The sequence below is a fragment of the Nocardioides sp. Z13_37 genome (genome assembly GCF_058355585.1).
Map to the genome: position 1 here is coordinate 201,649 of NZ_JBZGDV010000007.1, position 17,752 is coordinate 219,400.

The 17,752-nt window shown below is 73.7% G+C and carries 22 protein-coding genes; 11 read left to right on the top strand and 11 right to left on the bottom strand.

Annotated features, from left to right (window positions below):
• Positions 1 to 53: 53 nt before the first annotated feature.
• The 6 genes from AC4H2S_RS16885 to AC4H2S_RS16910 all read right to left on the bottom strand — a co-directional run bounded on the left by AC4H2S_RS16885 (position 54) and on the right by AC4H2S_RS16910 (position 3,351).
• Entirely contained in the window at positions 54 to 128 is a 75-nt protein-coding gene (locus tag AC4H2S_RS16885; RefSeq protein WP_369759046.1) for a 50S ribosomal protein bL37, read from the bottom strand.
• Between the two features lie 86 nt (positions 129 to 214).
• On the bottom strand, positions 215 to 499 hold the full coding sequence (gene rsrA, locus AC4H2S_RS16890; RefSeq protein ID WP_491498138.1) for a mycothiol system anti-sigma-R factor: 285 nt from the start codon (positions 497 to 499) through the stop codon (positions 215 to 217).
• Positions 496 to 1,155, bottom strand: coding sequence for a sigma-70 family RNA polymerase sigma factor (locus AC4H2S_RS16895; RefSeq protein WP_491498139.1), 660 nt, complete (start codon positions 1,153 to 1,155; stop codon positions 496 to 498). Before AC4H2S_RS16895 ends, rsrA begins: the two co-directional genes overlap by 4 nt.
• A gap of 62 nt (positions 1,156 to 1,217) precedes the next feature.
• On the bottom strand, positions 1,218 to 1,880 hold the full coding sequence (locus tag AC4H2S_RS16900) for an alpha/beta hydrolase family protein (protein WP_491498140.1): 663 nt from the start codon (positions 1,878 to 1,880) through the stop codon (positions 1,218 to 1,220).
• A complete protein-coding gene (locus AC4H2S_RS16905; RefSeq protein ID WP_491498141.1) occupies positions 1,877 to 2,617 on the bottom strand; it encodes an SOS response-associated peptidase in 741 nt (246 codons plus the stop codon). Before AC4H2S_RS16905 ends, AC4H2S_RS16900 begins: the two co-directional genes overlap by 4 nt.
• Before the next feature lie 35 nt (positions 2,618 to 2,652).
• Positions 2,653 to 3,351 (bottom strand): hypothetical protein, encoded by a 699-nt coding sequence (locus AC4H2S_RS16910; RefSeq protein ID WP_491498142.1) that lies wholly within the window; start codon positions 3,349 to 3,351, stop codon positions 2,653 to 2,655.
• Between the two features lie 247 nt (positions 3,352 to 3,598).
• On the opposite strand from AC4H2S_RS16910, the gene AC4H2S_RS16915 reads away from it, so the two are divergent.
• The 4 genes from AC4H2S_RS16915 (at position 3,599) to rsgA (ending at position 8,342) form a co-directional block, all read left to right on the top strand.
• Positions 3,599 to 5,407 (top strand): sigma-70 family RNA polymerase sigma factor, encoded by a 1,809-nt coding sequence (locus AC4H2S_RS16915; RefSeq protein ID WP_491498143.1) that lies wholly within the window; start codon positions 3,599 to 3,601, stop codon positions 5,405 to 5,407.
• A 75-nt stretch (positions 5,408 to 5,482) separates the two neighbouring features.
• Entirely contained in the window at positions 5,483 to 6,013 is a 531-nt protein-coding gene (locus AC4H2S_RS16920; protein WP_491498144.1) for a DoxX family membrane protein, read from the top strand.
• 20 nt (positions 6,014 to 6,033) lie between these two features.
• A complete protein-coding gene (gene aroA, locus AC4H2S_RS16925) occupies positions 6,034 to 7,341 on the top strand; it encodes a 3-phosphoshikimate 1-carboxyvinyltransferase (protein WP_491498145.1) in 1,308 nt (435 codons plus the stop codon).
• Positions 7,338 to 8,342 carry a ribosome small subunit-dependent GTPase A gene (rsgA, locus tag AC4H2S_RS16930; RefSeq protein ID WP_491498146.1) on the top strand — a complete coding sequence of 335 codons (1,005 nt, stop codon included), beginning with the start codon at positions 7,338 to 7,340 and terminating at the stop codon, positions 8,340 to 8,342. Before aroA ends, rsgA begins: the two co-directional genes overlap by 4 nt.
• 24 nt (positions 8,343 to 8,366) lie before the next feature.
• Here the strand turns inward: rsgA and AC4H2S_RS16935 are convergent, their stop codons facing one another.
• A complete protein-coding gene (locus AC4H2S_RS16935) occupies positions 8,367 to 8,828 on the bottom strand; it encodes a DUF2231 domain-containing protein (RefSeq protein WP_491498147.1) in 462 nt (153 codons plus the stop codon).
• A gap of 42 nt (positions 8,829 to 8,870) precedes the next feature.
• Here AC4H2S_RS16935 and AC4H2S_RS16940 point away from each other — a divergent pair, with 42 nt between their 5' ends.
• The 3 genes from AC4H2S_RS16940 to AC4H2S_RS16950 all read left to right on the top strand — a co-directional run bounded on the left by AC4H2S_RS16940 (position 8,871) and on the right by AC4H2S_RS16950 (position 10,674).
• Positions 8,871 to 9,758, top strand: a complete 888-nt coding sequence (locus AC4H2S_RS16940; RefSeq protein WP_491498148.1) for an inositol monophosphatase family protein — start codon at positions 8,871 to 8,873, stop codon at positions 9,756 to 9,758.
• An 83-nt stretch (positions 9,759 to 9,841) separates the two neighbouring features.
• On the top strand, positions 9,842 to 10,273 hold the full coding sequence (locus tag AC4H2S_RS16945; protein WP_491498149.1) for a CBS domain-containing protein: 432 nt from the start codon (positions 9,842 to 9,844) through the stop codon (positions 10,271 to 10,273).
• Between the two features lie 59 nt (positions 10,274 to 10,332).
• Entirely contained in the window at positions 10,333 to 10,674 is a 342-nt protein-coding gene (locus AC4H2S_RS16950; protein WP_186341817.1) for an FKBP-type peptidyl-prolyl cis-trans isomerase, read from the top strand.
• 26 nt (positions 10,675 to 10,700) lie between these two features.
• Here AC4H2S_RS16950 and AC4H2S_RS16955 read toward each other — a convergent pair whose 3' ends face one another.
• Positions 10,701 to 11,384, bottom strand: a complete 684-nt coding sequence (locus AC4H2S_RS16955) for a response regulator (RefSeq protein ID WP_491498150.1) — start codon at positions 11,382 to 11,384, stop codon at positions 10,701 to 10,703.
• Positions 11,381 to 12,541: a sensor histidine kinase gene (locus AC4H2S_RS16960; RefSeq protein ID WP_491498151.1), complete on the bottom strand. Its 1,161-nt coding sequence runs from the start codon at positions 12,539 to 12,541 to the stop codon at positions 11,381 to 11,383. Before AC4H2S_RS16960 ends, AC4H2S_RS16955 begins: the two co-directional genes overlap by 4 nt.
• Positions 12,542 to 12,680: 139 nt before the next feature.
• Between AC4H2S_RS16960 and AC4H2S_RS16965 the strand changes: the two genes are divergently transcribed.
• Positions 12,681 to 13,577: an ABC transporter ATP-binding protein gene (locus tag AC4H2S_RS16965; protein ID WP_491498152.1), complete on the top strand. Its 897-nt coding sequence runs from the start codon at positions 12,681 to 12,683 to the stop codon at positions 13,575 to 13,577.
• Positions 13,574 to 14,374, top strand: coding sequence for a hypothetical protein (locus AC4H2S_RS16970; protein ID WP_491498153.1), 801 nt, complete (start codon positions 13,574 to 13,576; stop codon positions 14,372 to 14,374). The genes AC4H2S_RS16965 and AC4H2S_RS16970 overlap by 4 nt, the downstream gene beginning before the upstream one ends.
• A 20-nt stretch (positions 14,375 to 14,394) precedes the next feature.
• On the opposite strand, the gene AC4H2S_RS16975 is transcribed toward AC4H2S_RS16970, so the two are convergent.
• Positions 14,395 to 14,673, bottom strand: coding sequence for an RNA-binding S4 domain-containing protein (locus tag AC4H2S_RS16975; RefSeq protein ID WP_491498154.1), 279 nt, complete (start codon positions 14,671 to 14,673; stop codon positions 14,395 to 14,397).
• A gap of 49 nt (positions 14,674 to 14,722) precedes the next feature.
• On the opposite strand from AC4H2S_RS16975, the gene AC4H2S_RS16980 reads away from it, so the two are divergent.
• A complete protein-coding gene (locus AC4H2S_RS16980; protein WP_491498155.1) occupies positions 14,723 to 15,934 on the top strand; it encodes a phospholipase D-like domain-containing protein in 1,212 nt (403 codons plus the stop codon).
• A gap of 34 nt (positions 15,935 to 15,968) precedes the next feature.
• Here the strand turns inward: AC4H2S_RS16980 and AC4H2S_RS16985 are convergent, their stop codons facing one another.
• Positions 15,969 to 17,276 carry a DUF445 domain-containing protein gene (locus tag AC4H2S_RS16985; protein ID WP_491498156.1) on the bottom strand — a complete coding sequence of 436 codons (1,308 nt, stop codon included), beginning with the start codon at positions 17,274 to 17,276 and terminating at the stop codon, positions 15,969 to 15,971.
• Between the two features lie 53 nt (positions 17,277 to 17,329).
• Here AC4H2S_RS16985 and AC4H2S_RS16990 point away from each other — a divergent pair, with 53 nt between their 5' ends.
• On the top strand, positions 17,330 to 17,725 hold the full coding sequence (locus AC4H2S_RS16990; protein ID WP_491498157.1) for an FAD synthase family protein: 396 nt from the start codon (positions 17,330 to 17,332) through the stop codon (positions 17,723 to 17,725).
• Positions 17,726 to 17,752: the final 27 nt, after the last annotated feature.

The window sequence follows — 17,752 nt, forward strand, 5'->3', positions numbered from 1 at the left end:
CAGAAGTCCCCGCCGGAGCGGGGACTTCTACGAGTTGACGGCGCGGGTGCGCGTCAGGCGTTGGGGCGCTTGCCGTGGTTCGCGCCCTTCTTCTTGCGAGCGCGGCGCTTGCGTCCGGTCTTGCCCATGGTGGTCCTCCTGGAGTCGGTGCTCGGAGCAGTGTCTCAAATCCGCCCGGAGGCGGCGAATCGGGTTGGCCCCGGAGCCGGTCGGCTCAGGCGCCGCCGTCGGTGATCTGCACGTGGACCTGGCGCAGCTGCAGGCGTACGCGGTCGCGCAGGGACTCCGGCGCCGACTCCGAGCACGACCGCGCGACGACCTGCTTGACCGCACGCTGGAGGTCGTAGCGCTCCAGGCAGGGACCGCACTCGCGCAGGTGCATCTCGACGACGGCGCAGTCGGCCTGGTCGAGCTCGTTGTCGAGGAGGTAGACGATCCGCTCGATGTAGTCGACGCAGTCGTCGTCCTCGGGGAGGCCGTGGTGCTCGTGGCTGCTCACGACTCGCTCCCCTCTCCTCGTCCGGGCACGGTGGACGCCGGCAGCAGGTCGTTGGCCCGCACGTAGTCGGCGAGCATGTCGCGCAGCTGGCGGCGACCGCGGTGCAGGCGAGACATCACGGTGCCGATGGGCGTGTCCATGATCTCGGCGATCTCCTTGTAGGGGAATCCCTCGACGTCGGCGAGGTAGACCGCGAGGCGGAACTCCTCGGGGAGGCGCTGCAGCGCGTCCTTGACCTCCGAGTCGGGCAGGTGCTCGAGTGCCTCCATCTCGGCGGAGCGCAGCCCCGTCGAGGAGTGCGACTCCGCACGGGCGAGCTGCCAGTCCTCCACGTCCTCCGACATCGACTGCTGCGGCTGCCGCTGCTTCTTGCGGTAGGTGTTGATGTAGGTGTTGGTGAGGATGCGGTAGAGCCAGGCCTTGAGGTTGGTGCCGGGCTTGAACTGGTGGAAGGCGCTGTAGGCCTTGGCGAAGGTCTCCTGCACCAGGTCCTCGGCGTCGGCGGGGTTGCGGGTCATCCGCATCGCCGCACCGTAGAGCTGGTCGAGGTAGGGCAGCGCGTCGCGCTCGAAGCGGGCGGTGCGCTCGTCGGAGCTCTCGTCCTCGACGGCGATCTCGACAGGAGGGGACGTGTCGTCCCGGAGCGATTCAGTCATCGCCTCCCAGAGTACCGCCGTGGGTGGCTCGAGGGTCGTTGCAGTCACACCGACCCAACACCTCACCCCGCCCGGGGATTCCCGACGACGTCACGCACCAGCCACTCCAGCGTCGACTCGACCACGATGCCCATCGCCTCGTCCTGGCCGATGTCGCCCCGTGCGGGGACCTTGAGCCCGTGGTCGGCGCCCGGGACGACCACCATCTCGACCCGCTCGAGGTCGTCGGGGAACTCCTCGGGCCGGCCCATCGCGTCGCGCTCGCCCTGCACGACGAGGGTCGGCAGGCCGACGGCCCGCAGCTCGGAGAGGCGGGTCGGCTCGGTGCGACCGGGCGCGTGCAGCGGGAACGACAGCGCCAGGCAGCCCCGGGCCCCGAGCGAGCGGGCCGTGCGGGCCGCCGACCGGGCGCCGGCGGAGCGTCCGCCCACCACGAGGGGCGTACGCACGCGCATCACGTCGGCGGCACACGTCAGCGCGGCGTCGAGCGTCGGCGGAGGGGTGGCGATCTTGCGCCCGGCCACCCGCCACGGCTGCTCGAACAGCACGACGGACACGCCCTGGGCGGGCAGCGCGTCGGCCAGCGCCCACAGGTCGCGGGCGTCCACGCCCCCGCCGGCGCCGTGGCTGAGCAGGAGGGTGGCGATCGGGCGGCTGGCGCGCCGGGTGTGCAGGCGGCCCTCCCCGTGCGGGGTGGCGACGATGCGGACGGACGCCTTCCTCACTCGTCCTCCAGGGGCAGCGGCTCGATCAGCTCGGGACCGTTGTTGCGCACGTTGCTGACCAGCCGCGGCACGGCGTACGCCTCGAGGCGACCCGGGGCGGCCGGCACCAGGAGGGAGGTGTCGCCCGGCGTCGTCGGGTCGAGCCACTCGTGCCAGCGCTCGCGCTCCACCATCAGCGGCATCCGGTCGTGGATGTGGCCGAGGGAGTCCTCGGCCTCCGTGGTCAGCACCGTGCAGGTCCAGCGGAAGCGGTCGGGGTCGTCCTCGGCCTTCGAGGGGTCGCGCCAGATCTCGTAGAGCCCTGCCATCGCGAGCACCCCGCCGTCCTTGGGACGGATGAAGAACGGCTGCTTGACCGGCTTGCCCTTCGCGTCGGTGCGCGAGGTGGGGTACCACTCGAAGTAGCCGTCGGCGGGCAGCAGCGCGCGGCGGGAGGCGAAGGCCTTGCGGTAGGCGGGCTTGTCCGCCACCGTCTCCATCCGCGCGTTGATCATCCGGTTGCCGATCGAGGGGTCCTTGGCCCACGACGGCACCAGGCCCCACGTGAGGACCCGGAGCTGGCGCTGGGGCGGCTCGTCGGACTCGCGCGACGGCGGCCGCTCGACGACGGCGTAGACCTCCTTGGTGGGCGCGACGTTGTAGTCGGCCGGCAGGGGGGCGGCGATGCGGCTCTCGACGACCTCGAACTCCTCGACGAGGTCGTCGGCGCTCCGGGACGACGCATAGCGGCCACACACGTGGCCCACCCTAGGGGAGCCGAGCCGAGCCGCGCTCAGGCGCGGGCCAGCTCGTCGAGCAGCACGCCCGCGGCCCCGTCGCTGCCGGGGAGCCCTTCGATCCACACGCGCACGTGGGCCCCGGGCTCGGTCGCCTCGAGCAGGGTGCGCAGCACCCGCACGCGCCGGCCGAGCCGGTCGTCGCGCCGGGTCAGGATGCCCACCCGCTGCAGGCCGAGCCGGGCGACCGTCTCGTCGCGCGCGAACGCCGTGCGTGCCAGCTCGCCGCCCCGGGCCAGGCGCATCGCCCGGGTGAAGTGGTCCCCCGGCTCGTCCGACGGCTCACCGAGGGGGATCTCGACGACCACGAGCGCGTGCTCGGGAGTGCCACCGGCACCGCCGGCGCCGGCGAGCCGGTAGAGCTCCGCGAGGCGGCTGCGCAGGTGGGCCTGGCTGGAGAGCCCCGTCAGCGGGTCCTCGCAGGAGAGCTGGTTGAGGTAGCCCAGGGTCGTCTCGCTCCACGCCGTGAGCAGCGCGCCGACGACCTCGTACGGCGGGTCGGCGCGGGCCACCAGCCGGAACGTGTGGCGCAGCCCGGCGAGCGCCTCCTCGACGGAAGCGCCGTCGCGCGCCAGCTCCTCGCCCGCGACGGCGCAGACGCCGACGACGTCCGATCCTGAGGTGAGCGCCTCCCCAACGGCCTCGAACCGGTGCGGCAACCCCGACCGCTCGACGGTGGGCCACGGCCTGCTCACCCCAGGATCGGCTGCCGTGGGACGTCGCCTGCGTACGGCGAAGATCCTCACGGCACACCCCCCTCCCGGGTCGTCTGTCCTGCTGTGGTGGGACGGCCCTCCCCGCGACCCATGACGCGGACCGGACCGGGAATCGCGATTTCTTCACTTTTCTCCGCCGCCCGCACGCCCGGCGCTACAGTCGGACAGCTCCGGCAGCGCGCCGGGCGGTGTTCGGGAAGCGTCCGATCCACATGAGCGTCCAAGCATGAGCACGGCCACCAGCGTCGAGACGCCGAGCGACGCCGAGCTGATCTCGGCGGTCCGCGGCGGGGACGTCGACGCCTACGGCACCCTGTTCGAGCGGCACGTCGACGCCGCCCGGCGCCTGGCGCGCCAGCTCGTCCCGGCCGGGGACGCCGAGGACCTGGTCTCCGAGGCCTTCGTCAAGGTCCTCGGGGCGCTGCAGCGCGGCGGCGGCCCCGACCTCGCCTTCCGCGCCTACCTGCTGACCTGCGTGCGCCGCCTCCAGGTCGACCGATTCCGCTCCGGCGCCCGGCTGCACACCACCGACGACATGGACGCCTTCGACCCCGGTGTCCCGTTCCGCGACACGGCCGTCGAGGGCTTCGAGAGCGCGGCCGCCGCCCGCGCCTTCGCCAGCCTCCCCGAGCGCTGGCAGCTGGTGCTCTGGCACACCGAGGTGGAGGGCGACAAGCCGGCCGACATCGCCGAGATGCTCGGGATGAGCGCCAACTCGGTCTCCGCCCTCGCCTACCGCGCCCGTGAGGGCCTGCGCCAGGCGTTCCTGACCCAGCACGCGGCCGAGCTCGACGAGGACGCCTGCCGGTGGACCCACGCCCAGCTCGGCGCCTACGTCCGCAGGGCGAGCTCGCGCCGGGACGCCGCCAAGGTGGAGCACCACCTCGACGAGTGCCGCTCCTGCATGGCGATCCACCTCGAGCTCACCGAGGTGAACTCCAACCTCGGTGCCATCCTCGCGCCGCTGCTGCTCGGCGGCGTCGCGTCGGCCTACCTGGGTTCGACGGTGTCCGCGGCGTCCGCGCCCTTCGGGATCGGCTCGGTGGTGGGACGGATCCGTGACCTGGCCGTGGCCAACAGCGGCGTGGTCGCCGTCGCAGGTGTGGCTGCCAGCGTCGCCGTCGTCGGTGTGGTCACCGTCGCGCTCGATACCGGCTCCCGCACGACGGCCGAGCCGCCACCGCGCGTGGCGGGCCTGGGGGCAGCGACGGCCAGCACCGGTCCGGACCCGACCGGGCCCGGGGGGTCCTCGCGGCGCAGGCAGTCGGGCCCGGGTGCGCTCGAGGCGGTGGACGCGCCCGTCCTGCCGCCCGACGCGGTGCCGACGACTCCGATCGGGCCTGCCCCCACCGCCGACCCCACGTCCGAGCCCACCACCGAGCCGACGGATCCCACCACCGATCCCACCACCGATCCCACCACCGACCCGACCACCGATCCGACCACCGATCCGACCACCGAGCCGACGGTGGAGCCGACGACCGAACCCACGGTGGAGCCGACCACCGAACCGACGGCGGAACCGACGGCTGAGCCCACCACCGAGCCCACCGCCGAGCCCACGGGGGAACCGACCACCGAGCCCACCGCCGAGCCCCCGGTGGAACCGACCACCGAACCGCCGACCGACCCCGATCCCGACCCGGATCCGGACCCCGATCCCGATCCGGACCCGGATCCCGACCCGGATCCCGACCCGGATCCCGATCCCGAGCCCGTCGCGGTGGACGCGTCCGTCGGCGGCAGCGTGAGCGGTCGCGCACCGCTGTACCGCGTGACCGTGCGGGTCGCCGGCCTGCCTGCCGCACGCCCCTCCACCCTCCGGGTGGACCTGGACCGCGTCATCGTGGCCTGGAACGTCGACGACCAGTGCGATGCGGCGGGCACCCGGCTGGTCTGCCAGGTGTCGGCGGCCGACCCGACCGTGTCGATGAACGTCGTCGCGCTGTCCCGCGCGTCGGTCACGGCGGCGCTCGACGTCGCGGCGGACGACCCCGACCCCGCCAACAACGTCTGGCGCGCGCTGCTCGACTGATCCGGGCGTCGGCCGTCCTCGGCGCACCCCTGCGGGCGCGGCGGGGCCGTGAGCACATCGTGTAGACAGGGACGCATGACGATCACCCGGTTGCTCGCACGTCCCATGCTCGCCTCGGTCTTCGTCGCGGGCGGCATCAACGCCCTACGCCACACGGAGCGGCACGCGCAGAGGGCCAAGAAGGTGGTCGACCAGGTCGTGCCCGTCGTGGAGAAGGTCGCGCCCGGAGCGCCGATCCCCACCGACCCCGCCACGCTGGTCCGGATCAACGCCGGCGCCCAGATCGTCGCCGCCGCCGCCCTCGCCACCGGGCGGGCGCCGCGACTGAGCGCCACCGTGCTGGCCGCATCGCTCGTGCCGACCACGCTCGCGGGCCACGCCTTCTGGAACGAGACCGACCCGCAGGCCAAGAACGCCCAGCGCCTCCAGTTCTTCAAGAACAGCTCCGTCCTCGGCGGCCTCCTGCTGGCCGCGGTCGACACCGAGGGCAGGCCGGGGCTGGCCTGGCGCGCCCGCCGTGCCGCGTCCGACGTGCGCCGCGAGGCCCGACACGTCGCCAAGGGCGCCCGCCGCGAGGCCAAGCTGGCCAGGGCCCAGCTGACCTGAGGTCTCGATAGGGTGCGCGGGTGAGTGAGCTCTGGCCGGCCCCGCGCCCCCACGATCCCGTCGACCGGGTCGTGTCGCTGCCGGGCAGCAAGTCGCTGACCAACCGCGCCCTCGTCCTCGCGGCGCTCGCCGACGGCCCCAGCGTCGTACGACGTCCGCTGCGCTCGCGCGACACGCTGCTCATGGCGACCGCGCTCACCGCCCTCGGCACGGAGATCCGCGACACCGGCGGCCGCGGCACGGGCGACTGGGCCGTCTCCCCCGCCCCCTGGGACCGCGACGCCGACGTCGACTGCGGCCTGGCCGGCACGGTGATGCGCTTCGTGCCGCCGATCGCCGGCCTGGCGCGCGGCACCGTGCGCTTCGACGGCGACCCGCACATGCGGCTGCGTCCCGTCGGCCCGGTGCTCGCCGCGCTGGGTGCGCTCGGGGTGCGGGTCGACGACGGTGGACGGGGTGCGCTGCCGTTCGCGGTGGAGGGCACGGGATCGGTGCCCGGCGGCACGGTCACCATCGACGCCAGCGCGTCGTCCCAGTTCGTCTCGGCCCTGCTGCTCGCCGGCGCCCGCTACGAGCACGGCGTCGACGTGCGCCACGTCGGCAAGCCGGTGCCCTCGCTGCCCCACATCGAGATGACCGTGCAGATGCTGCGCCGCCACGGTGTCGAGGTCGACGACGCCGACGCCAACCGCTGGGCGGTCTCCCCCGGCCCGGTCCGGGCGGTCGACCACGACATCGAGCCCGACCTCTCCAACGCCGCGCCGTTCCTCGCCCTCGCCGCCGCGACCGGTGGCCGGGTCACGGTCACCGACTGGCCGGCCGCGACCACGCAGCCGGGCGACGAGCTGCGCGAGATCCTCACGCTGATGGGCTGCGAGGTCTCCCTCGCGGACGGCGACCTCACCGTGGTGGGGCCGCCGCGGCTGTCCGGCGTCGACCTCGACCTGCACGACGTCGGCGAGCTGACGCCCGCCGTGGCCGCCCTCTGCGCGCTGGCCGACTCGCCCTCCCACCTGCGCGGCGTCGCGCACATCCGCGGCCACGAGACCGACCGGATCACCGCGCTCGCCACGGAGCTCGCGCGGCTGGGGGCCGACGTCACCGAGCGCGACGACGGGCTGACCATCCGACCGGCGCCCCTGCACGGCGGCACGTTCCGCACCTACGCCGACCACCGCATGGCCCACGCCGGCGCCATCCTGGGCCTCGCCGTGGACGAGGTGATGGTGGAGGACATCGCCACCACCTCCAAGACCTTCCCCGACTTCGCCGGCGCCTGGAGCCGGGCGGTGGGCGCTGCCCCGAGCGGCGTCGGTGCGAGCTCGTGACGGGTCGCTACTCCGAGCACGACCAGGAGCACTACGAGCGACCACGTCGCCGCACCCGCCCGCGCACCAAGGACCGGCCCACCTACGACGACGCCGTCGAGGCCAGGGTGGTCACCGTCGACCGCGGCCGCTTCACGCTGCTCGTCGACGGCCACCGCGCGATGGCGATGAAGTCGCGGCCCCTCGGACGCAAGGGCGTCGTGGTGGGCGACCGGGTGCGCGTCGTCGGCGACACGAGCGGCGCCGACGGGTCGCTGGCCCGCATCGTCGAGGTGGTCGAGCGCACGACCACGCTGCGCCGCACGGCCGACGACGACGACCCCGTCGAGCGGGTGATCGTCTCCAACGCCGACCAGCTGGTCGTCGTCACCGCCCTCGCCGACCCCGAGCCGCGCCCGCGGCTGATCGACCGCGCGCTGGTCGCGGCCTACGACGCCGGGATGGCGCCGCTGCTGTGCCTGACCAAGGCCGACCTGGCCGACCCCGAGACGCTGCTCTCCACCTACCGCTCGCTGGGAGTGCCGTGGGTGGTGACCCAGCTCAAGGGCGAGGGCGCCGGCGACCTCACCGAGCTGCGCGAGCGGCTGCGGGGGCGCACGAGCGTGCTGGTGGGCCACAGCGGCGTCGGCAAGTCCACCCTCGTCAACGCGCTCATCCCCGACGCGCACCGCGAGGTCGGCATCGTCAACGCCGTCACCGGCCGCGGGCGCCACACCTCCACCAGCGCCTACCTCCTCGAGCTGCCCGACGGCGACGGCTGGATCATCGACACCCCCGGCATCCGGTCCTTCGGGCTCGCCCACGTGCGGCCGGAGAACCTCATCGAGGCGTTCCCCGACCTCGACGAGATGACCGAGACGTGCCCGCGCGGCTGCACCCACGGCAGCGACGAGCCGGAGTGCGGCCTCGACGAGGCGGTCGCGGCGGGCGAGGCCGACCCCGACCGCGTGGAGTCGTTCCGGCGCCTGCTCGCGGCCCGCGAGGCCTCGAGCGACTGGTGAGCGCCCGACGCCGGACCGGGGCGCCTAGCCCCAGACCGCCGTCGCACCGGAGTCGCCGGCGAGGTAGACCGTGACGAGGACGGCCGCGGAGGCGGCCACGAGCAGCACCGCCACCGGGACGCCGAAGCGGGTCTCGCGCGCACCCCGCCCGGAGGCGAGCGCCGAGACGCCGCCCAGCGCCCACGCGGCGAGTCCGGCGACGACGACGTAGCCGAGGGTCACGTTGCGCAGCAGCTCGCCCGCCTCCTCGTGGTCGGCCACGATGGGCGCGAGCTCGGGACGCGACGCCAGCAGGTCCTCCCCCGCCTGCGCCGCGAGGACCGCCGCGCCGGCCACGACCACGGCGAGCACCACGAGCGGCCACCGCAGCAGCCAGCGCCAGCGCGGCACGAGGGCGTACGCCAGCCCCGTCAGGGCGCCCAGCGGTGCGAGGACGACGACGGCGTGGACGACGAGCGGGTGCAGCGGCACCCCGTTGAGCTCCATGGGATGCAGGCTAGGGCGGCAGGCTGGGAATAGCCTGTGAACATGCCCCGCACCGGCTCCACCGATCACACCGACGACCTGCGCCTGGCCCACGTCCTGGCCGACGACGCGGACTCGCTGACCCAGGCCCGCTTCAAGGCGCTCGACCTCCACGTCATGAGCAAGCCCGACCTGACCCCGGTCACCGACGCCGACCGGGCCGTCGAGGAGGGAATCCGGCGCACGCTCTCGCGGGTCCGCTCGCGCGACGCCGTGGTCGGCGAGGAGCAGGGCACGACCGGGCACGGGCACCGGCGGTGGATCGTGGACCCGATCGACGGGACGAAGAACTTCGTGCGCGGGGTGCCGGTCTGGGCGACCCTGATCGCGCTCGCCATCGACGACGAGGTGGTGCTCGGCGTGGTCTCCGCGCCCCAGCTGCAGCGCCGGTGGTGGGCCTCGGCGGGCAACGGGGCGTGGACGGGCCGCTCCCTGCTCAAGGCCACGCGGTGCGAGGTCTCCGACGTGCGCCGCCTCGAGGACGCGTCGCTCAGCTACTCCTCGCTGTCGGGCTGGGACGAGCGCGACCGCCTCGACGACTTCGTCTCGCTGTCCCGGCGCTGCTGGCGCACCCGCGCCTACGGCGACTTCTGGTCCTACATGCTGCTCGCCGAGGGGGCCGTCGACCTCGCGGCCGAGCCGGAGCTCGAGCTCTACGACATGGCCGCCCTCGACGTCATCGTGCGCGAGGCGGGGGGCCGGTTCACCTCGCTGGACGGCACCGACGGGCCGTGGGGCGGCAACGCGCTGGCCTCCAACGGCCACCTCCACGACGCCGCCCTGTCCTTCCTGGGAGCCGCCGACGACGAGACCGACCCCGACGTGCCCCGCCGCGGGCTCGGCTCGGTCAGCACCCTGCGCGCCCGGCAGGCGCCGCCGGTGCTCGACTGACGCGACACGCGCAGCCCTGTCCCTCGGTGCCCGGCTTGGCTACGGTGACGTCCACCAGTTCTGCCGGACGAGAGGTCGAGACCATGAAGATCAAGGACGTCATGCAGGGCAAGAGCAGCCAGGCGGTCGTGACGATCAGCCCCGACGCCTCCGTGCGCGAGCTGGTGGCGCTGCTGGCCGAGCACAACGTCGGCGCGCTGGTGGTGAGCGAGGACGGCGAGCACGTGGCGGGCATCGTCAGCGAGCGCGACGTGGTGCGCCGCCTGCACGACGACTCCGGCGTGATGGCGAGCACCGTCAGCTCGATCATGACCGCCGACGTGCGCACCTGCACGGCCGACGACGGGGTCACCGAGCTGATGCAGACCATGACCGAGCACCGCGTCCGGCACGTCCCGGTGGTCGCCTCCGGACGGCTGACCGGCATCATCAGCATCGGTGACGTCGTCAAGAGCCGGATCGGTGAGCTCGAGTTCGAGCGCGACCAGCTCGACAGCTACGTGCACCAGACCTGACCCACACGCCTGATTCGAATGGAGAGATCGTGAGCGAGAAGCCTGACGTCGACCCCCACATGGGCGACGCGCCCGCCGACCTGGAGGTCACCGACCTCGTCGAGGGAGAAGGTGCCGAGGCCACGGCTGGCTCGACCGTCTCCGTGCACTACGTCGGCGTCGCCCACTCCACGGGCGAGGAGTTCGACGCGTCCTACAACCGCGGCACGCCGCTGGAGTTCCGCCTCGGCATCGGCCAGGTCATCTCCGGCTGGGACACCGGCGTGCAGGGCATGAAGGTCGGCGGTCGCCGCCGCCTGGTCATCCCGCCGCACCTCGGCTACGGCGACCGCGGTGCCCCCGGTGCCATCAAGCCGGGCGAGACGCTGATCTTCGTGGTCGACCTGCTCGACGTGCGCTGAGCCCCTGACCGGCCCCGACCGGCCACCTAGGCCTGGGCGTCGTGGACCAGGATCGCGACCTGCACCCGGTTCTCGACGCCCAGCTTGGTGAACAGCCGCCCGACGTGCGTCTTCACCGTCGGGACGCCCATGAAGAGCTCGGCGGCGATGTCGGCGTTGCTCATCCCCCGTGCCACCGCCCGGGCCACGTCGCGCTCGCGGTCGGTGAGCGCGGCGAGCGCCGAGCGCGCCGACCGGGTCCGCTCGTGGGCGTCGGCGTCCTGACCGTCGCGCGTCACGGCCGCGATGAGCTGGGCCGTCACGCTCGGCGACAGCATCGGCTGCCCCGCGGCCACCGTGCGGATCGCCTCGACGAGCCGCGCCGGCGGCGTGTCCTTGAGCAGGAAGCCCGCGGCCCCGATGCGCAGCGCCCGCAGGACCATGTCGTCGGTGTCGAACGTGGTCAGCACGATGACCTTCAGGCCGGGGTGGGACGCCAGCAGCTCCGCGGTCGCGCTGAGCCCGTCGCGCACCGGCATCCGGATGTCCATCAGCACCACGTCGGCACCCGCGTCGGCCACCACCCGCAGCGCCTCCTCGCCGTCGCCGGCCTCCGCGACCACGACCAGCCCGGAGTCGCCGCCCAGCATCATCCGCAGCGCCGCGCGCACCATCGGGTCGTCGTCGACGATCACCAGCCGCACGGCCGACTCGGTGGCTGCTCCCGTCACGAGTCCCACGGTATCCACGCCCGCACCGCGTAGCCGCCACCGGCATCGGTGCCGTGGCTGATCCGCCCGCCCGCCAGCGTCGCCCGCTCCGCGAGGCCGATCAGTCCCAGGCCCGAGGCCGGGAGGTCCGGGCCGCGCCGACCGATGGGCGCGGCGTTGCGCACGGCGATCACGAGGCCGTCGGCCGGCGAGCCGGCCACCTCGACGCTCACCGCGGTGCCCGGTGCGTGCTTGCGGGCGTTGGTGAGGGCCTCCTGCACGATCCGGTAGGCGGTGCGGCCGGTGCCGGCCGGCACCTCGCCCTCGACGCGGTCGACCAGCTGGACGCGCATCCCTCCGGCCTGCTCCTCCGCCACCAGCGCGGCGACGTCGCCGAGCCCGGGCTGCGGGCGCTCGGGGACGGCGTCGACGGGCTGCGAGGGATCCCGGAGCACCCCGAGCACCGCCCGCAGGTCCGACAGCGCGCGATGGGCGTTCTCCTCGATCGACTTGGCCGCGCCGGCCTGCTCCTCCGCGCTCAGGTCGGCGCGATAGCCCAGCGCGCCGGCATGCATCGCCACCAGCGAGATGCGGTGGGCCAGCACGTCGTGCATCTCGCGGGCGATCCGCGTGCGCTCGGCCGCCTGCGCCTGGGCCACCCGTGCGCGCTGCTCGCGCTCGGCGGTGAGGGCACGCTCACGGTAGGAGTCGACGAGGTCGCGCTGCGAGCCCATCGCGTAGCCGGTGGCGACGAGGATGCCCACGACGAGGAAGCCGAAGGCCGCGGACGCCCACAGGGGCAGGACGTCCTCGGCGATGCCGATCCGCTCCTGCACGACGCCGGCGACGACGGTGAGCGGGGCGACCACGGCCAGGATCCGCCAGTGCCGGTGGGAGGCGAGCGAGCCGACGATCCACGACCCGGGACCGGCGCTGGAGGCGGAGACGAACGAGAAGGCGCACAGCAGTCCGGCCACCAGCGCCGGGCGGCGGTGCCGCCAGCGGATGAGCACGAACGACAGCAGCCCGAGCGCCGGGTCGCCGAGCACGAACCACAGCAGGGCGGGCTCGGACACCCGCCCGGCCGATCCGATGAGGGGCACCGCCCACGCGATCAGGCTGATGACGACGGCGAGCGCGTAGCGCCAGGTCGCCGCGAGCCGGCCCGTCCCCACCATGGCCCCGACCCTAGGGGGCCCGGCACGGCCGTCGCGTCCGACCCAGGTCTCGGCACGGCACGCACACCGATACCGCGGTCGGACCCCGGCGACCCCTCCGCCCGACGCGGCAGCGCCGTCGGTCCGAGAGACTGACGCCATGATCAGAGTCGAGAACCTCACCAAGCGCTACGGCGGGTTCACCGCCGTGGACGACATCTCGTTCGAGGTCCGCCCCGGCAGCGTCGTCGGCTTCCTCGGACCCAACGGCGCCGGCAAGTCCACCGCCATGCGGATGATGACGGGCCTCACGCCGGCCACGTCGGGACGGGCCACCATCCTCGGCCACCCCTACCGCGACCTCCACAACCCCGGACGCCAGGTCGGCGTCATGCTCGACGCCTCCGCCCAGCACCCCGGACGGACCGGGCGCGAGGTACTGCGGGTCGCCGCCATCTCGCTCGGCGTCTCCAAGGCGCGCGTCGAGGAGTCCCTCGCCCTCGTCGGGCTGACCCAGGAGGAGGCGGACCGGCGGGTCCGCAACTACTCGCTCGGGATGCGCCAGCGCCTCGGCATCGCCGCGGCCCTGCTGGGCGATCCCCACGTGCTCATCCTCGACGAGCCGGCCAACGGGCTCGACCCGCAGGGCATCCACTGGATGCGCGGCCTGCTGCGCCGCTTCGCCGACGGCGGCGGAACGGTGCTGCTCTCGAGCCACCTGCTCCACGAGGTGCAGGTCGTCGCCGACGACCTGGTGATGATCGGCCGCGGGCGGATCGTGGCGATGGGCTCCAAGGACGAGCTCCTCAGCCGCGGCGGCACCTCGGTCTCCTCCACCGACGACGTCCGGCTGGCCCGGCTCCTGCAGGACGCCGGCGTCGCGGTGACCCGGACCGGGTCGGGCCTCGTCGTCGACGCCGAGTCGCGCGTGGTCGGCGAGATCGCCGCCCGCGAGTCCGTGGTGCTCCTCGAGCTGCGCAGCGGCGGCTCCGAGGGCCTGGAGGAGATGTTCCTCGGCCTCACGGCCGCCACCTCACGTGAAGGAGACGCAGCATGAGCACCGACACCGCCACCCCCGCCGTCGGCGGCGGGTCCACCGGCCGCCCCGGAGACCCGGCGGCGCTGCCCGGACGCCCCGGCGTGCCGTTCTCCCGCACCCTGCACGCCGAGGTGCGCAAGATGGTCGACACCCGCGCCGGGCGGTGGATGGTCATCGTGATGGCCGCCCTGACCGTGCTGATCCTCGCCGCGTTCGTGGTGTGGGGATCCGCCGACGACGCGAGCTTCGCCACCCTGGTGCAGATCTCGATCCTGCCGCTGTCGCTGCTGCTGCCGGTCATCGGCATCATGGCCGCGACCGCCGAGTGGACCCAGCGCACCGGGCTGGTCACCTTCGCCCTCGAGCCGCACCGCGGGCGCGTCGTGCTCGCCAAGGCGCTCGGCGCCCTGGTGCTCGGGCTCGTCGTCATGGTCGTCGCCTTCGCCGCGGCCGCCCTCGCCACCCTGGCGGGCAGCGGCACCTGGGACCTCGGCGCCGGCGCCGCCGGCGGGCTCGTCCTGGGGCTGCTGATCTTCGTGCTCCAGGGCGTGGCGTTCGGACTGCTGTTCCTCAACACGCCGGTCGCCATCGTGACCGTGCTCGTGCTGCCCACCGCGTGGACCATCGTCACCCAGATCGTCGGCGCGCTCTCCGACGTCGGCGAGTGGCTCGACCTCGACTCGGTCACCCGACCGCTCCTCGAGGGCGAGATGTCAGCCCTGGACTGGGCCCAGCTGGGCACCGGCGTGGGCGCGTGGGTGATGCTCCCGCTGGCCATCGGCACCTGGCGGGTGCTGACCCGCGAGGTGAAGTAGCCACCACCCCGCAGGGGACGTCACCAGGGGACGTCGATCTCGGCCTCTCCGGTGGCGACGCGGGCCGCCTGCCCGCCCAGCGCGACCACGTCGCCGGGGGCGAGCTGGCGGCCCCGGCGCGTCTCTACCTCCCCGTTGACCCGCACCGCGCCGTCCGCGAGCACCGGCTTGGCGTCGGCACCGCTCTCGACGAGGTTGGCCAGCTTGAGGAACTGGCCGAGCCGGATCGACTCGTCGCGGATCGGCACGTCGACCGGCTCGGGCTGTGCGGACGGGGACGACGGCGACTCGGGGGACATGAGGCCAGTGAACCAGCACGGGCGCGTTCCGTGCCAAGGTGTGCGGGTGGTGCGACGCGCAGGACTGCTGGCCGGGGTCGTGCTGTGCCTGCTCGCGCCCCTGCTGGCGGTCACCGCACCGGCCAGCACCGCACCGGCCAGCACCGCACCGGCCGCCGCTCCGCCCGGGCGGAGCGGGTGCCAGGCCCAGACCGGCATCGAGGTGTGCTTCACCTCCCCGCCGACCGTGCCGCGCGACCCGACCGTGCTCGACCGGCCCAGCCGGCTCTTCGACACCGCCGGCCCGGGCGACACGATCCGCATCGCGATGTTCCGGTGGGACATCAAGCCGCCGACCGACGCGATCCTGGCCGCGCAGCGGCGCGGCGCCACCGTGCTGCTGGTCGGCGACGACGACCTGCGGCTCAACAAGCAGGGCCGCCGGCTGATCGAGACGCTCGAGCAGCAGGACCCCACGATCCGCAACGTGACCATCTGCAAGGGCGCCTGCCTCCCGTGGCGCGCGCCGGGCCCGTACCCCGACAGCCAGGACGTGCAGCACCTGAAGTTCTTCCTGACCGACATCGGCGGGGTGCAGTCCTTCATCACGTCCTCGGCCAACCTCGAGGACCGCCAGTACCGCCAGTACAACTCGTTCATCAAGATCGACGATCCCGGGCTGTACGCCTTCGGCCTCGACTACTTCGCCCGGCTGCAGGCCCAGCGCCTGACCGTGGACGGCCAGCGCTGGGACGACCGTCGCAAGGTGTGGTCCAACGGGACCGTCACGGCGGCCGTCTACCCCAACCGCAACGACCTGCTCCTCTCGACCCTCAAGGGCCTCCGGTGCTCCCGGGGCGCCCGCGACGTCTCGGCGATGGTCGCGGTGATCCAGCGCGCCGACGTGCGCGCCCAGCTGGCGCGGCTCTCCGACCGCGGCTGCCGGGTGCGGGTCGTGACCTCGCGGGACACGGTGGAGAACTGGGTGCAGCGTGCGCTGCCCAGCGGTGACATCCCCGACCGCCGGGTCCGGACCGTCCTCACCCACGACAAGATGCTCGTGGCGCACGCGCGCTTCCGCGGCAGGGCCACGCACCTGGTGGTGACCGGCACCTCCAACACCACCTGCGGCGGCCTGCTCTACAACGACGAGGTCATGCTGCGCGTGGTGGGCAACCGCTGGCTGCACGACCAGTACCTCGCGCACTTCGACGACGCGTACGCCCGCGCGCACCAGAGCCGCTCGCGCGTCATGCCGGTCATGAAGCCCTGCCGCCGCTGACCCCCGCCCCCGAGAGGTGGGAGCCGGTCGCCGGTCAGTGCACCGCGAGGCTCACAGCGTGGATCAGCACGCCCACGAGGCCGCCGACGATGGTGCCGTTGATGCGGATGAACTGCAGGTCGCGCCCCACGTGCAGCTCGATGCGCCGCGCGGCCTCCTTGCCGTCCCACCGCTCGATCGTCGAGGTGATCACCGTCGTCACCTCGGCGCCGTAGCGCTCGACCCCGAACACCGTGAGGTCCGCCGCGACGCGGTCGAGCCGCTCGCGCAGCGCCGCGTCGTCGCGCAGCCGCTCGGCGAAGGCGCTGAGCTCCTCCAGCACGCGCTGGCGGACCGCCCCCTCGGGATCGCGGATGGAGCCGAGCAGTGCCGAGCGCATCGCCTTCCACAACGAGATCGCCGTCGTGACGACCTGGGGGTGCTCGAGCAGGCGCTCCTTGAGCGCCTCCGTGCGGCGCACCGTCTCCTCGTCGTTGAGCAGGTCGTGGGCGAGCTGGCCCAGCATCGAGTCGAGCGCCTCGCGGGCCCGGTGCTGCGGGTCGTCGCGGATGTCCTCCAGCCAGGCCATCGCCTGCACGTGCATCCGCGAGGTGACGGCGTCGTTGAGCCGGGGCGGCGCCCACCAGGGCGCCCGCTCCTCCAGCACCCGGACGAACGTCTCGGGGTTGTCGCGCAGCCAGGTGTGCATCTCGTCGACGGCGAGGTCGACCAGCCCGTGGTGCAGGTCGTCGCGCAGCACCTCCATCAGGGTCGTGCCCAGCAGCGGGGAGATCGGCTCGTCGCGGAACCGCGGGACGAGCGCCTGGGTGACCAGGTCGGCGACATGGTCGTCGCGCACCTTGCCGAGGGCGATCACCGCCACCTCGGCGACCTCGTCGACCACGCGGCGCGCGTGGGCGGGCTCCCCCAGCCAGGCGCCCACCCGCGCGGAGATCGTCGCGGCGGCCACCCGCTCGCGGATGATGTCCTCCTGGAGGAAGTTCTCCCCCACGAACTCCTGCAGCCCCCTGCCCAGCTCGTCCTTGCGCTTGGGCACGAGGGCGGTGTGCGGGATGGGCAGGCCGAGCGGGTGCTTGAACAGCGCGGTCACGGCGAACCAGTCGGCGATCGCGCCCACCATCGAGGCCTCGGCGCCGGCGTTGACGAACCCCCAGAAGCCGTCGCGCCCGAGCGTGGCGACGTAGACGCAGGCGGCGAGCAGCAGCAGCCCGACCGCGACCGTGCGCATCCGGCGCAGCCCTCGCCGCCGGGCCTCGTCGGCGCCGGGGTCGGGGGTGATCAGCGAGACCGGCGGCGGGCTCGAGGGCGAGCCGGCCGGTGAGGTGGCGGAGGTGGCGACCATGCGGGCCATCCTCCCCCACGGCCAGTGACGCCCCGCGTGCCAGAATGCCGCGCATGCCTCGCACCGTGATCACCTTCGGCACGTTCGACGTGTTCCATGTCGGACACCTGCGCGTGCTCGAGCGCGCCGCCGAGCTCGGTGAGCGTCTGGTCGTCGGGGTCTCCGCCGACGCCCTCAACGAGCGCAAGAAGGGCCGTGCGCCGATCTTCAGCCAGCGCGAGCGCCTCGCGATCGTCGGCGCGCTCAAGGTCGTCGACGAGGTCTTCGTCGAGGAGAGCCTCGAGCAGAAGCGCGACTACCTCCTCGAGCACGGCGCCGACGTGCTGGTGATGGGCGACGACTGGGCCGGGAAGTTCGACGACCTGGCCGACGTCTGCGAGGTCGTCTACCTGCCCCGCACCCCCGCCATCTCCACCACGGCGATCATCGAGCACATCGCCGACCTCTGAGCCGTCGACACCGCCGAGGGGTCGCGC

What these genes read in the sequence shown, in the direction of transcription:
- AC4H2S_RS16975 (WP_491498154.1), bottom strand. Translation starts at nt 14,673, where the DNA reads ATGTCCCCCGAGTCGCCGTCGTCCCCGTCCGCACAGCCCGAGCCGGTC.
- AC4H2S_RS16970 (WP_491498153.1), top strand. Translation starts at nt 13,574, where the DNA reads ATGAGCACCGACACCGCCACCCCCGCCGTCGGCGGCGGGTCCACCGGC.
- AC4H2S_RS16960 (WP_491498151.1), bottom strand. Translation starts at nt 12,541, where the DNA reads ATGGTGGGGACGGGCCGGCTCGCGGCGACCTGGCGCTACGCGCTCGCC.
- AC4H2S_RS16940 (WP_491498148.1), top strand. Translation starts at nt 8,871, where the DNA reads ATGCCCCGCACCGGCTCCACCGATCACACCGACGACCTGCGCCTGGCC.
- AC4H2S_RS16990 (WP_491498157.1), top strand. Translation starts at nt 17,330, where the DNA reads ATGCCTCGCACCGTGATCACCTTCGGCACGTTCGACGTGTTCCATGTC.
- AC4H2S_RS16915 (WP_491498143.1), top strand. Translation starts at nt 3,599, where the DNA reads ATGAGCACGGCCACCAGCGTCGAGACGCCGAGCGACGCCGAGCTGATC.
- AC4H2S_RS16950 (WP_186341817.1), top strand. Translation starts at nt 10,333, where the DNA reads ATGGGCGACGCGCCCGCCGACCTGGAGGTCACCGACCTCGTCGAGGGA.
- AC4H2S_RS16895 (WP_491498139.1), bottom strand. Translation starts at nt 1,155, where the DNA reads ATGACTGAATCGCTCCGGGACGACACGTCCCCTCCTGTCGAGATCGCC.
- AC4H2S_RS16935 (WP_491498147.1), bottom strand. Translation starts at nt 8,828, where the DNA reads ATGGAGCTCAACGGGGTGCCGCTGCACCCGCTCGTCGTCCACGCCGTC.
- AC4H2S_RS16920 (WP_491498144.1), top strand. Translation starts at nt 5,483, where the DNA reads ATGACGATCACCCGGTTGCTCGCACGTCCCATGCTCGCCTCGGTCTTC.
- AC4H2S_RS16985 (WP_491498156.1), bottom strand. Translation starts at nt 17,276, where the DNA reads ATGGTCGCCACCTCCGCCACCTCACCGGCCGGCTCGCCCTCGAGCCCG.
- AC4H2S_RS16965 (WP_491498152.1), top strand. Translation starts at nt 12,681, where the DNA reads ATGATCAGAGTCGAGAACCTCACCAAGCGCTACGGCGGGTTCACCGCC.
- AC4H2S_RS16945 (WP_491498149.1), top strand. Translation starts at nt 9,842, where the DNA reads ATGAAGATCAAGGACGTCATGCAGGGCAAGAGCAGCCAGGCGGTCGTG.